This is a genomic window from Stenotrophomonas nitritireducens (assembly GCF_001700965.1).
GTDB classification, from domain to species: domain Bacteria; phylum Pseudomonadota; class Gammaproteobacteria; order Xanthomonadales; family Xanthomonadaceae; genus Stenotrophomonas; species Stenotrophomonas nitritireducens_A.
This window is the reverse complement of record NZ_CP016756.1, coordinates 147889-161764: the sequence shown is the minus strand read 5'-3', so window position 1 is coordinate 161764 and position 13876 is coordinate 147889. Positions and strand designations below refer to the sequence as shown.

At 64.1% G+C, this 13876-nt stretch carries 6 protein-coding genes; 5 read left to right on the top strand and 1 reads right to left on the bottom strand.

Features of this window, described 5'->3' with window-relative positions; genetic code table 11:
* Positions 1-70 precede the first annotated feature (70 nt).
* Together BCV67_RS00665 and BCV67_RS00660 are read left to right on the top strand one after the other, a co-directional pair.
* Positions 71-868 (top strand): hypothetical protein, encoded by a 798-nt coding sequence (locus tag BCV67_RS00665; RefSeq protein WP_062165975.1) that lies wholly within the window; start codon positions 71-73, stop codon positions 866-868.
* Positions 869-886: 18 nt separating this feature from the next.
* Complete coding sequence (locus BCV67_RS00660; RefSeq protein ID WP_156455705.1) at positions 887-1276, top strand: hypothetical protein; 390 nt, start codon at positions 887-889, stop codon at positions 1274-1276.
* A 64-nt stretch (positions 1277-1340) separates the two neighbouring features.
* Here the strand turns inward: BCV67_RS00660 and BCV67_RS00655 are convergent, their stop codons facing one another.
* Positions 1341-2309 carry a SphA family protein gene (locus BCV67_RS00655; RefSeq protein WP_065867998.1) on the bottom strand — a complete coding sequence of 323 codons (969 nt, stop codon included), beginning with the start codon at positions 2307-2309 and terminating at the stop codon, positions 1341-1343.
* 295 nt (positions 2310-2604) lie between these two features.
* Between BCV67_RS00655 and BCV67_RS00650 the strand changes: the two genes are divergently transcribed.
* The 3 genes from BCV67_RS00650 (at position 2605) to BCV67_RS00640 (ending at position 13859) form a co-directional block, all read left to right on the top strand.
* Positions 2605-4923 (top strand): arylsulfatase, encoded by a 2319-nt coding sequence (locus BCV67_RS00650; protein WP_062165969.1) that lies wholly within the window; start codon positions 2605-2607, stop codon positions 4921-4923.
* Positions 4924-5412: 489 nt separating this feature from the next.
* On the top strand, positions 5413-10167 hold the full coding sequence (locus BCV67_RS00645; protein WP_062165967.1) for an OmpA family protein: 4755 nt from the start codon (positions 5413-5415) through the stop codon (positions 10165-10167).
* A complete protein-coding gene (locus BCV67_RS00640; RefSeq protein WP_062165965.1) occupies positions 10164-13859 on the top strand; it encodes a hypothetical protein in 3696 nt (1231 codons plus the stop codon). Before BCV67_RS00645 ends, BCV67_RS00640 begins: the two co-directional genes overlap by 4 nt.
* The last annotated feature ends 17 nt before the right edge of the window (positions 13860-13876 follow it).

Here is a 13876-nt window from a genome sequence, read left to right as displayed (position 1 = left end):
GGGTAAAAACGCGCTGGCGGCAGGCTGCGCGCACTGCGATAAAGCGCTTGATGCTGATCCGGGAGCGACCATGAAGACCTGCTTTCCTGCATTGATGGCGGCGGTACTGATGCCGGCGCTGGCCTTGGCGCAGGCGCCAACCACGCACTCCGCCGACGACCTGGCACAGAAGCTGGCGGATCCGGGCGCGGCGCTGGTATCGGTGCCGTTCCAGTACAACTACCTCGGCGATGTCGGCAATGGCCAGCACAACCAGCAGTTGAAGATACAGCCGGTCATTCCGTTCGTCGGAGAACACGGCAAATTTCTGCTGCGGCCTATCCTGCCTTACCAGTGGAACGAGTTTCCGCAGCACCAGCAGGGCCTGGGTGATCTGTTCGTGCAGGGTTATTACATTCCCACAAAGCCCGGCGAACACAGCCCGACCGAGCTGGGCTTCGGTTTTGCGGCAATGTTCGATACGGCAAACCACGACAGCCTGGGTACCGGCAAGTACTCGCTGGGGCCGGCCTTCGTGCTGGTGCACAAGCGGGGAAAGTGGACGATGGGCGCGTTGCTCAACCATGTATGGTCGATCGGCGGCCATGACGCCCGCGAAGATGTCAGCAATACCGCGATGCAGCCCTTCTTCTCGCGTTCCTTGCGTGATGGCTGGTCGTTCACCCTGTCCTCGGAGTCCTCCTACAACTGGGAAGCGAACAGCAGTGATCGCTGGACCGTGCCGTTGGGCGGGTCCGTCTCCAAGGTGCTGCGCATCGGCAAGCGGCCGGTCAGCGTCGGCGGCGGCTATTACTACAACGTTGAACGACCAACGCTGGCCAGCCGCTGGACCGCTCGTCTGACCATCACCCTGGTCTTCCCCGAATAGCCCTCAAGGAGACCGACCATGCAGTGCACCCCCAGGCATCTATCGCTGACATTGGGATGCGGGTTGGCGATGCTGGCACAGGCCGCCATCGCCGAGCCGTCCAATAAATGGCGGATCGCGGTGAACCACACCGCCGACGTTGATGGTGAGATCGAGTTCTCGCTCAGGCCGGAAGGTGCCGAAGCCACGCGGCTGGTGGTGGCCATCCCTGCGGGCACCCACGAGAATCACGCAGCGCATTTGATCCGCGATGCATTCCGCCGTCAGTACGGACGCTCGCCGTACAAGACAGAGATCGATGACGGCGAGGATGTGCTGGTCAAGGTGCGCGGCCACAACCCGGATATCGAGCTGGTGTTGGTTCGCAATACCACCGAAGGTTTGCAGCTGCATCTGAGCCGCGAGTGAAGTGCGATCACTAGCGTTTCCGCGGTGTCGGAGTGACCCCGTGTTCGTCGATGTTGCCTGTGATCTAGAACGAAATGGAGCCACTGAGCATCAGCGGATCACCCTCGAGCCGGCGACGCACGTCGAACTCATGCAGCCAGCGCAGGGACACCGACATGCTCAGGTCCTCATGCTTGTGCTGGTAGGAGATGATCGCGCCCGCGGCCAGTGAGTGCCCTCGGAAGCCATCCAGGCGATCGGCCAGTGCACCGCTGTCGTCGCCGACCTGCTGCAGCCAGCCGCCGACGCCGCCCAGACCCCAACCGTTCTCCCAGCGTTTCATGACCTGGGAGTCGATATGGAAAACTGCTCCACTGCGGTAGTCGGTGGCGTCGTTGCGGGTGGAGAAGTCGATACCGGCGGCGGTACTCCATTCCACTGTGCCCTGGCTGGCCAGCTGCGTATAAGCGACGGTGGGCGTGTATATCCAGGCGTTGAGGCTGGGGTTGGCCAATCGGTTGGGGTCGTAGCTGCCCGCCGGTGCGGATATCGAGACCGAGAGCGCAACATGGTGGGTTTCATCGAAATGGTAGCCGGCGATCACCGGGGAGAAGCTGATGTCGTAAAGGTCACCCTTGAAGCTGTCGCTGACCCTGCGGTTGAACGCGCCTGCAGACACGTCTGCACTGAGATCGACACTGGCGAAAGGGACTGTCACCAGCGAGGCGAAATTCCAGCGTCCGCTCTTCGCCGGCCAGACATAGAGTCCGCTGAGCGAGTACAGGTCAAACGTCGCGTCCATGCCAAGCGCGGCAACGCCGCTGATGGGCAGCGCGCGGTCGGCATCGAACTGGCCGGAATAGTGGACGTAGCCCAAGGCCAGGTTCAAGCCAGGCTTGGGGGGGACTACACCGGCGTAGTCGGTGACCTGAAGACCGGTGATCGAGCGGCCCAGCCCGCCTTCAACCGCGCCCGCATCGGGGCTGAATGCAAGCAGCGAAATCACGCCGGCAAGCACACCGGCAACAACAACGGGGGAGGGCTGTGTGCTCATTTTCACCGGTCCGCGCGGAGGGGAGGTGCGTGCAACGTCAATGCCAAGGATTCGGCATGCGCAAAAGCAGGGCAATACGTAAACACTCGCAGGCAGCCCCGGTAAAACTACGTTGTTTCCGGCAGCGCTCGGTGACCGCTGCCATCGGCTGATTCCGATGTGATGCGTGCCACCGGTATTTTTACCTAGGGCGTACCAGCAGATTTCCGGCTGGAAGGAATTCACCTGCTTCAACAGAATGCATGGGTGATTTCCCCCTCGCCTAGATGGCGAATTCCCCTTCAGGAGCACCCTCATGCCAGGCAAGTTCAGCGGTCGCATTGAACTGGATATCCGTGACTCCAAGGCGGATTGGGATGCATTTCTGGACAAGCGCGCGCCGGCCGGAGCGCCCAACGTATTGGTGATCCTGTACGACGACACTGGCCAGGCAGCATGGTCGCCTTATGGCGGCCGTATCCAGATGCCAACGCTGGACAAGCTGGCAAAGAACGGTTTGATCTACTCGCAATGGCATACAACGGCGGTGTGCTCACCGACCCGTTCGTGTTTTCTCACCGGCCGCAATCACCACGCCAACGGATTTGGCTGCATCTCCGAGGCGGCTACTGGCTTTCCCGGTTATGCCGGCCACATTCCGCTGGAAAATGGCACCATGGCGTCGATACTCCGCGACGCGGGCTGGAGCACGTTCTGGGTCGGCAAGAACCACAACGTGCCGGTCGACGGGTTCGGCATGAGTGCATCGAAGAAGCGCTGGCCGCTGGGCCTTGGCTATGACCGTTTCTACGGGTTCATTGGTGGCGAGACCAACCAGTGGTACCCGGAACTGATCGAAGACAACCATTTCGTCGACCAGCCTGCGCAGCCGGAAGAGGGTTATCACTTCTCCAAGGACATCGCCGACAAGGCAGTATCGTTCATCCGTGACAGCGTTCAGTGTGATCCGGACAAGCCTTGGTACATGTGGTATTGCCCGGGCGCGAACCACGCGCCGCACCACGCGCCGCAGGACTATATCGACAAGTATCGCGGCCAGTTCGACGATGGTTACGAGGCCTACCGCGAGTGGGCGCTGGCACGCATGATCGAGCGCGGCATCCTGCCGGCGGATACCGTGCTTACCCCGATCAACCCGATGCCGGCAGACCGCGCCGCCGCCGACGACAGGGTGCGCCCCTGGGACACGCTCAATGCCGACGAGAAGCGCCTGTTCAGCCGCATGGCCGAGGTCTATGCCGCCATGTCCGAGTACACCGATGTGCAGATCGGCCGGGTGATCGACTACCTGGAGGAATCCGGCCAACTGGACAACACGCTGATCTTCTACTGCGCCGACAACGGCGCCTCCGGCGAAGGCTCACCGAGTGGCTCGGTCAACGAGAACCGGTTCTTCAATGGCTATCCGGACGATGTCGAATCGAACCTGGCGATGATCGACAAACTCGGTTCGCCGGATACCTACAACCATTACCCGACCGGCTGGGCGGTGGCGTTCTCCACCCCTTACCGCATGTTCAAGCGCTATGCCTCCTACGCCGGCGGCACCTGCGACCCGCTGGTGGTGCATTGGCCCAAGGGCATCCGCGCCAAGGGCGAGGTGCGCCACCAGTACCACCATTGCACCGACATCGTGCCGACCATCCTTGAAGCCTGCGGCGTGCCCATGCCCGAATTCGTTGATGGTGTGAAGCAGGCGCCGTTGGCTGGCGTGTCAATGCTGTACAGCTTCGACAGTGCGCAGGCTGCCACCACCAAGAAAACCCAGTATTACGAGATGGCCGGCACCCGCAGCATCTGGAGCGAGGGCTGGAAGGCCGCAACCGACCACGCGCCGATTCCCTCCGATCAAGGGCATTTCGACAAGGACACCTGGCAGCTGTTCCACACCGACACCGATCGTGCCGAGGCGCATGATCTGGCCGCCAAGCACCCCGACCGGCTGGAACAGCTGAAGAAGCTGTGGCTGAGTGAAGCGAGCCGCAACAACGTGCTGCCGTTGATCGATCTGGGCGTGCGCGCCATGCATGCCGCCGAATACCACGCGCCGCAGCGCGACCGTTATGTCTATTACCCGAACACCACCGAGGTTCCCGAGGCCGCAGCGGCGCGCACCCTGGGTGTGTCGTTCAAGATGCTGGCCGAGGTGGAATTCAGCCCTGACAGCCAGGGCGTGATCATCGCCCAGGGCTCACGTTTCGGGGGCTATTCGTTGTTCGTCAAGGACGGCAAGCTGTACTACGTTTACAACTTCCTTGGTATCACGCCGGAACAGCAGCTGGTCTGCGACGCGCCGCGTCAAGGCCGGCATCTGGTAGGCGTGGAGTTCGCCAAGCAGAGCGTCAGCAAACAAGGCGAGGCGTTCGGCACGATGACCCTGCATCTGGATGATGCAGCAATGGCCAGTGCGCGTTTCCGCACCCAGACCGGGCGCTACATCCTGTGCGGCGAGGGCCTGTGCGTGGGCTATGACGGTGGCGACGCCGTAAGCAAGGAGTACAAGCCACAGTTTCCGTTCAGCGGTGGTACGGTGGTGAAGGTGGTGTTCGATCTGGCCGATGATGCCTATGAGGATATCGAACAGAAATTCGCCGCCAAGCTGGCGCGGGACTGAAAAGGCAAGGGGCCGAGATGCGCGCTGGATGCAGCGCGTGTGACCTCTCTCGTATTCGCGATGGTGCCGCCCAGCCAAGGCCGGAAGCTGGTGGCACGAAGCGCATGCGGCTTGTGCGCGGGGATCGCGCGATTGCCGTGCGCTGGTATATCGGCGCTGGTGCCTGCTGCGACCAGTGCGGCGGCATGCCGCGTGATTGATTCGATGACGCAATACGTCTCGTAGTTTTACTGGTTCATTCGCGGTGTATCTACGCTGGATCGCGCCTGAAGCGGCGTTCTACATTTTCCGTTGACGGCCCGGAGTCGAGGGGTGGTCCGTGCGTATTGGGTGCAATGACTCGAAAGCAAGCCGGTAACTACTCGCTCGTGTGGATGCCGTACCCATCGCCTCAGGCAGTGGGCGGGGCAGGGCCACCGGGCCAGCCAGGGAACAGTCCACGTGTCCAGCCACTCTTACTTTCGATGTGCCAGCGCAATGCGAATTGCCATGCTTTCGGCATTGCTGGGGTTGTTCCCCGTACTTGCGGTTGCGCAGGTGTCCAACACCGCCAGGATCGCAACACCACCCGGCGTCACCGATACCGATCCCAGCAACAACACCTCGACCGTAGTGACGCCGCTGGTCGGCACGCTTGATACCGTCAAACGTTCGGATATAGGCAGCGGCGTCTCGGTCAGCATCGGCCAGGTGCTGACCTACACGCTGACCACAACGGTCAGTGGCGGCCCCTTGGGCCGCACCCTCACGCTTACCGACACCTTCAGCGCGGGGCTGGCATTCGGCGCGGTGACCAGTGCCGGCAGCTTCAGTTGCAACAACGCCGCACCGGTGATCTGCACGCTGCCATCGGGCACCGCCGCGGGCAGCTACAGCGTCTCCTATACCGCCGTGGTCACGCAGGCTGCGGTCAGCCAGGTCAGCAACACGGTGGTGCCCTCCGATGGCACCTGCAGTGACTGCAACACCAACAACCCGTTGGTGACGGTGGCGACGTCCAAGCGCTCCGATGTGGGGGCAGGTACCGCTGTGGAGCGCGGGCAGACCATCACCTACACCGTGACGACCCAGGTCAGCGGCAACGGCAGCCTGACCTCGCCGCTGGTACTGACCGATACGCTCAGCAGCGGGCTGACGTTTGGCAGCATTGTCTCGGCGGGTGCGTTCAGCTGTGTAGCTGGCAATCCGGTCCGCTGCACGCTGCCGGTGGGCACCGCGGCCGGCACTTATCCGGTCAGCTACAGCGCCACCGTCAACGCCAGTGCCGTCACCCAGGTCAGCAATACCGTGGTGCCCAGCAGCGGCACCTGCACCGATTGCAATACGGTCAATCCACTGGTCGAGATCGCCACGCGCAAGAGTTCCAACGTCGGCGACGGCGCGCAGGTGGCGATCGGTGACACCTTGGTCTATACCCTGACCACCACCATCACCGGCGGCGCACTGGCGCAGCCGTTGACGCTGACCGATACCATCGGCAGCGGGCTGACCTTCAATCTGATCACCCGTGCTGGCGCGTTCGCCTGCAATGCGGCCAACCCGGTGGTCTGCACCCTGCCAGCGGGAACGCCGGCGGGCACCTACGATGTCAGTTACTCGGCCACGGTAGCGCCAACGGCAACCGTGTCGGTGCGCAATGCGGTGGTTGCCAGTGCCGGCACCTGTGACCCCTGCAGCACGCTGGACCCGTTGGTCGACGTGCTTACCCGCAAAGCGTCCGACATCGGCACCGGCACCGGCGTGCAGATCGGGGACACCATTACCTATACGCTGACCACGAACATCTCCGGCAGCGGCAGCCTGCTCAGTGAGCTGGTGTTGACCGATACGCTCAGCGCTGGCTTGGCCTTTGGCAGCATCACCAGTGCTGGCAGCTTCAGCTGCACCGGCAACAACCCGATCCGCTGCACGCTGCCCACCGGAACCGGGCCGGGTATCTACAGCGTCAGCTACACGGCGGTCGTGCAGGCCAGCGCCACGGCGTCGGTCAACAACACCGTGGTGCCCAGCCAGGGTGACTGTGTCGACTGCTCTACGGACAACCCGCTGCTGCAGATCAGCAGCAGCAAGACCGTTGATGTCGGTTCCGGCACCGCCGTGCAGCGCGGCCAGCTGCTCACCTATACCGTGACCACCGTGCTCAGCGGCAATGGCGAGCTGAGCCAGCCGTTCACCTTGACCGACACCCTGGGCGCGGGGCTTGTCTTCAACGCGATTACCGCCAGCGGGGCGTTCTCCTGCACGACTGGCAATCCGGTGGTGTGCCGCTTGCCGACTGGTACCACGGCCGGTACGTACGTGGTCAGCTATACGGCGCTGGTTGGCCAGGATGCGACCACGTCGGTGGGCAACAGCGTGGTGCCCAGCGAAGGCACCTGCACCACCTGTGACACGGTCAACCCGCTGGTGGAGATCGCCACCAGCAAGAGTGTCGATGTGGGGGCGGGTGTCGCGGTGGCGCGCGGGCAGACGCTGGTCTATACCGTCACCTCGGTGATCAGCGGTGGTGCGCTGACCGCACCACTGACACTGACCGATACGTTTGGTCCCGGGCTTGATTTCAGCGCGGTCACCGCCGCTGGGAGCTTCAGCTGCAACGCCGCCGCGCCGGTGGTCTGCACGTTGCCTGCCGGCACCGCCGCCGGCAGCTACAGCGTCAGCTACAGCGTCAAGGTGAATTCCGCCGCCACCACGGCGGTACACAACAGCGTGGTGCCCAGCGATGGCAGCTGCGCGGTGTGCCGGATCGACAATCCTCTATCCGAGCCGGTGGTCGCCTACGCAAAGAGCGTCCTGTTGCCCGCTGGCCAGACCGAGGTGCGCGCGGGCGACAGTCTTGTGTTCACGTTGTCCACGACCATCACCGTGGCACCGACCACCGATGTGGTGACCCTCACCGATACACCGGGGCCGGGGCTGCAGTTCAGTGCCATGGGCGATGCCGGCAGCTATACCTGCAGCGCAGGCAGTCCGCTGGTCTGCACGCTGCCGGCAGGGACCGCCATCGGCGTCTACACGCTGACCTATACGGCAGTGGTGACCAACGAGGCGAGCGGCTCGGTACGCAATGCCGTGCTTGCCAGCGGCGGTGACAATCCCAGCTGTACCGTCAACTGCGGCACCGACACCCCCGTACTGACCCCGGTTGTCGATGTAAGCAAGTCCGCCGACCCCAGCAGCGGCACCCAGGTCGAACGTGGCCAGGTGCTGCGCTACACATTGACCGCCGTGGTTGCCAATGCGCCCACCACCCAGCCCTTGGTACTGGTGGATACCGCCGACGCCGGGCTGACGCTCTCGGCGCTACCGGCGCAGTGTAGCCAGAGCGGCAACACCGTGACCTGCACGTTGCCGGCAGGTACCGCCGTGGGCGTGCATAACCTCAGCTACGACGCCACCGTCAATGAGCAGGCGGGCAGCGTGGTCAACAACACCGTGGTTCCCAGCGGTGGAGGGCCGCAGCCGCCGGTCTGCGACAACTGCGATACGCATCACCCGGTTGATGACCCGCTGCTGCGCATCACCAAGACCGCCGGCGTGCGTGAAGTGAAGATCGGCGACCTGGTGCTGTACACGCTGCGGATCGAGAACGTCAGCGGGGTCGACCTGGTCAACGGCAGCGTGGTCGATAGTACCCCGCCGGGCTTCAGTTTCGTCGCCGGCTCGCTGCAGCAGAGCGGCGGTGACCCGTTGCTGGTCAGTGGTGCCGGGCCGGTGCGCCTGGGCGGGCTCAACCTGCCGGCTGGCGGCGTGATAACTGTTGCCTACCTGATGCGCGTCGGCGCCGGCGTGCGCCAGGGTACCCATGTCAATCAGGCGCAGGCCTTGTCGCCAGCCAATACGCCCATTTCCAACATCGCCACCGCCGAGGTCGTGCTCAACCCGGATCCGCTATTGGATGAAAGCCTGATCATCGGTACGGTGTTCGACGATCGCGACGGCGATGGTTGGCAGGACCGCGCAGACCTTAGCAAGGTGAAGGTGCAGGGCGGTTTTGCAGCGGCGGAGTACGTGCCGGGCAGCACGGTGGTGCTGCGTGATGGCGTGGAAACGCCGCAGCAGGATGCAAGCGTGCCGCTGCTGAAGGGCCTGGCGCTGGGTGCGATCGCCGCACGCCAGTCCGATGCAGATCCAGCCGAACGGCACCAGGTTGTCATCCGCCAGCGCCTGCGCGCGCCCAGCTTCAGCGACGACTTCGTGCTGACCAGTGCGGAAGGTTTCAGCCTGCGCATGGACCAGGCGGGGCAGACCCGCATGGAACTGTCCGGTGACGCGCGCAAGGGGTTGAGTGCCGCCCAGCCACAGGTAACGCGGCGGGTATTCGAGGAGGCCGACGGCACCACCGTCGAGTATGTGGTCAGCAACGACGGCGTCGATGAGCGCGGCATCCCCGGCGTGCGCATCGCATCGGTCGAGGGACTGTTGATGGAAACCGATCAGTTCGGCCGCTACCACCTGGTGGGTGTCAACGGCGGCGCGTGGGAACGCGGGCGCAACTTCATCCTCAAGGTGGACCCGGTGACCTTGCCGGCGGGCGCCGTGTTCACCACCGACAACCCGCTCCTGCGGCGCATCACCCCCGGGGTGCCGGTGCGCTTCGACTGGGGCGTGCGTCTTCCCCCTGGACGCATCGCCGGCAGCGAGGAGCAGGTTGAACTTGTACTGGGCCAGGTGTTGTTCGCCCCGGGCAGTGCCGAGATCCCCGCGCGCTTTGACAGCGTGGTGGAGCGCATTGCCGAACAGATCCGCGGGCGTCGCGGTGAAGTGCGGATCAGTGCTGATGGGCAACCGCCGGAGCTGGCATTCGCCCGCGCCACCGCACTCAGGACCGCGCTGGCCTCGCGCCTGCAGGCACAGGAGCTGCAGCAGGTGCAGATCAACGTGCGTACCGACGACAGCCCGCAGGCGCCGCTGGTGGCCGGCTGGTCCAGTGATGCGGCACTGCTGGGCACCGTGCTGTTCGACAACGACAAAGCCAGCATCCGCCCGGAGTTCAACACCCTGATCAAGCAGATGGCCGCGGCGCTGGAACGCGATGGTGGCGGCCAGGTCGGCATCGTCGGCCATACCGACGTGCATGGCAGTTATGACTACAACGTCAAGCTTGGGCTGCGCCGCGCCCGTGCAGTACAGGAGGCGATCACCGCGCAGTTGCCGCCAGCGCTGCGCGCCAAGGTCAGGGTGCAGGCCGAATCCGACCCCAAGGCCCCGCTGGACGCGCCGCTGCAGGAGGGAACGCCATGAAGCGCAGATTGCTCGATTGCACGCTGGCCGGGTTGCTGGTCAGTGGCGTTGCCGCGGCGCAGGCTCCGAATCCCGCCGCTTCCCCAGCGGCTGCCGAAGACCCCAGTCTGGACTGTGCTGAAACCCGTTGCAGCAATGACCAGGGACTGCTGTTCCAATTGCGTACGCGCAGCTATGACCAACCCGTGACCACCGGGACCAGCCCACGTTCCTCGATAGAAGCGTTGCAGCCGGACCGGCGCGTCACCGTTGCCCGGGAACTGCCCGGGCAGGCCACCGCGGTTGGCCGCTTCTCGGTGCAGTTGGCCGATGGTGGTGTGGTCTGGGCAACCGAGGATCCCAATCTCGGGCAGCCGGAGCTGGCGGTGTCGGCCCCGTCGTTCGTGGCTTACGACGGCCAGCGCATCGTCGCACCGGTACGGTTTGCGATACGCAGCAACTACCCCGCCTTCATCCAGCGCATGGAGCTGCGCCTTTACCGCGCTGCCGACATTGATCTGATCGAGCCGCTGGCAACGGTCGCGGTTGCTCCCACCGGGGTGGCCCAGGCCGAATGGGATGGCGCGCTGCCGGCCAGCTATCGCTACCGTGCCGGGGATGACCTGGTGTATGTGCTGCGTGCCTATGCTGCTGATGGGGTCTGGGATGAGACCATGCCCAGCCGCCTGCAACTGGTGACGCCGGAAGAAGCGGAGCGCGGCAACCGCGCCTTGCGCGACACAACGGAAAAAGCCCTGGGTAGCGCGTTGAGCGTGGAGCAGGCGCAGCAGCAGCGACTGGTGGATGATGTGTTCTCGCGCAACGGCCTGCGCCAGCAGAACATCCCGGTGTACGGCTCGCGGGTGCGCCTGCAGGGCCGCAACCTGCCGCAGGGGCGCAGCCTGAGCATCAATGGCGAGCCGTATCCGGTCGATCTGGAAGGCAAGTTCGTGGCCGAATTTCTGATGCCTGTCGGCCGCCATGGTTTTGATATCGCCGTGCAGGGGCCGGGGCAGGGCAGTGCAACTCCCGTCGCTCAACACCAGCAGCTGGAAGTGGATGTATCCGGCAGCTACTTCTTTGGCATCGGCTTGGCCGATGTCACCATCGCGCAGAACGACATCGGCCGTTCGACCGCGCCGTTGAGCGTGGATGGGCGCTACCGCGACGACATCATCAGCGATGGGCGGCTGGCCTTTTATCTGAAGGCCAAGGCGCGCGCCAAGTACCTGATTACCGCGCAGGCCGACACCACCGAACAGGACCTGGGCCATCTGTTTGACGGATTCACCAGCGCCACGCCGCAGGACATCTTCCGGCGGCTGGACCCTGACCTGTACTACCCCACCTACGGTGACGACTCCAGCACCTACCGCGACGTCGACACGATGGGGCGTTTCTACGTCCGCGTGGACTGGGACAAGAACCAGGCACTGTGGGGCAACTACGCCACCGGGTTGACCGGCACCGAATATGCACAGTACGTGCGTTCGCTCTACGGCGCCGCGGTGAGTTGGCGCTCGCGTGCGATCAATGCCTGGGGCGACCCGCGCACCGAACTGCGCGGCTTTGGCTCGCAGGCTGAGACCGCGCCGGGCCACAATGAGTTTGCCGGCACCGGTGGCAGCCTGTACTACCTGCGCAATACCGACATCCTGCCGGGTTCGGACATCGTGGTGCTGGAGATCCGCGACCCGGCAACCGGCCGCGTCGAGCAACGGGTGCCACTGGTACGCGGCGTGGATTACCAGATCAACGAGCTGCAGGGGCGCCTGCTGCTGACCCGCCCGCTGGCGCAGATCACCCGCGAGAACGTGCCCACGCTCACGCGTGACAGCCCACTGGACGGCTATGAGCAGCGCCTGGTGGTGGATTACGAATGGGTGCCCAGTGATTTCGATGATGACAACATCACCGCGGGCGTACGTGCCAAGCAGTGGCTGGGCGATCACCTCGGCGTTGGCGTCACCTACGTCAAGGAAAACCGCAGCGGTGAGGATTACACCCTCAGCGGCGCCGACCTGACCCTGCAGGCGGGCAAGGGCACCTACCTCAAGGCCGAGTACGCGCATACCGAATCGTTTGGCGCGCCGGTGTTCTATTCCGACAACGGCGGCATGAGCTTCGTGCAGAGCAACCGCCTGCTCGGCCAGCGCAAGGGCGATGCGCGTTCAATCGAAGCCCGTGCCAATTTCAAGGAGCTGGGCTGGACCACGCTGGACTGGAGTGCCGGCGCATGGTGGCGCGATACCGATGCCGGCTATTCCACCGCCCGCTACGACACCAACCGGCCGGTGACCGAGTATGGCGCGGAGCTGCTCGGGCAACTGACCAACGACCTCAGCCTGTACGCACGTTACAGCCGTGCCGAGATTGGCCGGCAGGCGCTGACTCAGGCGCAGGCCAGCCTGGAATGGCGCATCGGTGACTACGACACCCTCAGTGGCGAGGTCCGCCGGGTCGAGGAGCAGCGCCTGCTGAGCAGCGCGACTGGCGTGCTGGGCGCGATCAAGTATGCGCACCAGTTCGGCACCAGCCTGAACCTGTATGGTCTGGCGCAGGCCACACTGGACGATGATGGCGGCCAGTACGAAGACAACAATGCGCTGGTCGCCGGCGGCAAATACCTGTTCGGCGATCAGTCCTCGGTCACCGCCGAGGGCAGCGTCGGTGATCGTGGCAACTCGGCACTGCTCAGTGGCGAATACCGGCTCACACCAGAACATTCCCTGTATGCCGGCTACACCTATTCCACCGATATCACCGACCAGGAATCGCTGTTCGAACCCAACCGCCAGAATGGCTGGACGCTGGGCCAGCGCTGGCGGTTGTCCGAGCGCAGCAACATGTTCAACGAAAGCCAGTTCATCAAGGAACCGCAGCAGTCCGGGCTGGCGCATACCTACGGCATGGATTTCTATCCGGCGCAGGGCTGGAACATGGGCTTCACCCTGCAGAGCGGTGATCTGCAGAAGCCCGGTGGCGCCGATGTCGACCGGCGTGCGGTGAGCATCAGTGGCGGCCATACCTCACCGGCCGCCGACTGGCAGAGCAAACTCGAATGGCGGCGGGACAAGGGCGCGGAGAATCGCACCCAATGGGTGACCACCAACCGGCTGACCTGGAAGATCAACGAGAGCTGGCGCATTGCTGCACGCATCAACTACTCCGACACCGATGACGACTACGATCGGCTGGCCAACGCACGCTTCATGGAGAGCAACCTGGGCTTTGCCTGGCGTCCGTGGAACAGTACACGCTGGGCCCTGTTCGGCCGCTACACCTACCTGTACGACCTGGCCACGCTGGGGCAGGTGGGTGGTGCCGAGTACGATCAACGCACGCAGGTGCTGTCACTGGAAGGCGTGTACAAGCAGGACCAGCACTGGGAGTACGCGGTGAAGCTGGCCCGCCGCGACGGCGACGTGCGCATGCAGCGCGGGTATGGGCCATGGTTCGATTCGGCCACCAATTTCGCTGCCGCGCAGCTGCGTTACGAACTGCGCAGCCAATGGCATGCACTGGCCGAATACCGTTGGCTGGATGTGGCGGACGGCGGCACGCGGCAGGGGTTCCTGGTGGGGTTGGACCGCGATATCACCCGCAACTTCCGTCTGGGCGTGGGCTACAACTTCACCGAGTTCAGCGATGACCTGACCAACTTCGATTACGACCATCGCGGCTGGTTCCTCAACATGACCGGCATGTATTGACGGCACGGCGCACTCCA

What these genes read in the sequence shown, in the direction of transcription:
- BCV67_RS00665 (WP_062165975.1), top strand. Translation starts at nt 71, where the DNA reads ATGAAGACCTGCTTTCCTGCATTGATGGCGGCGGTACTGATGCCGGCG.
- BCV67_RS00660 (WP_156455705.1), top strand. Translation starts at nt 887, where the DNA reads ATGCAGTGCACCCCCAGGCATCTATCGCTGACATTGGGATGCGGGTTG.
- BCV67_RS00655 (WP_065867998.1), bottom strand. Translation starts at nt 2,309, where the DNA reads ATGAGCACACAGCCCTCCCCCGTTGTTGTTGCCGGTGTGCTTGCCGGC.
- BCV67_RS00650 (WP_062165969.1), top strand. Translation starts at nt 2,605, where the DNA reads ATGCCAGGCAAGTTCAGCGGTCGCATTGAACTGGATATCCGTGACTCC.
- BCV67_RS00645 (WP_062165967.1), top strand. Translation starts at nt 5,413, where the DNA reads ATGCTTTCGGCATTGCTGGGGTTGTTCCCCGTACTTGCGGTTGCGCAG.
- BCV67_RS00640 (WP_062165965.1), top strand. Translation starts at nt 10,164, where the DNA reads ATGAAGCGCAGATTGCTCGATTGCACGCTGGCCGGGTTGCTGGTCAGT.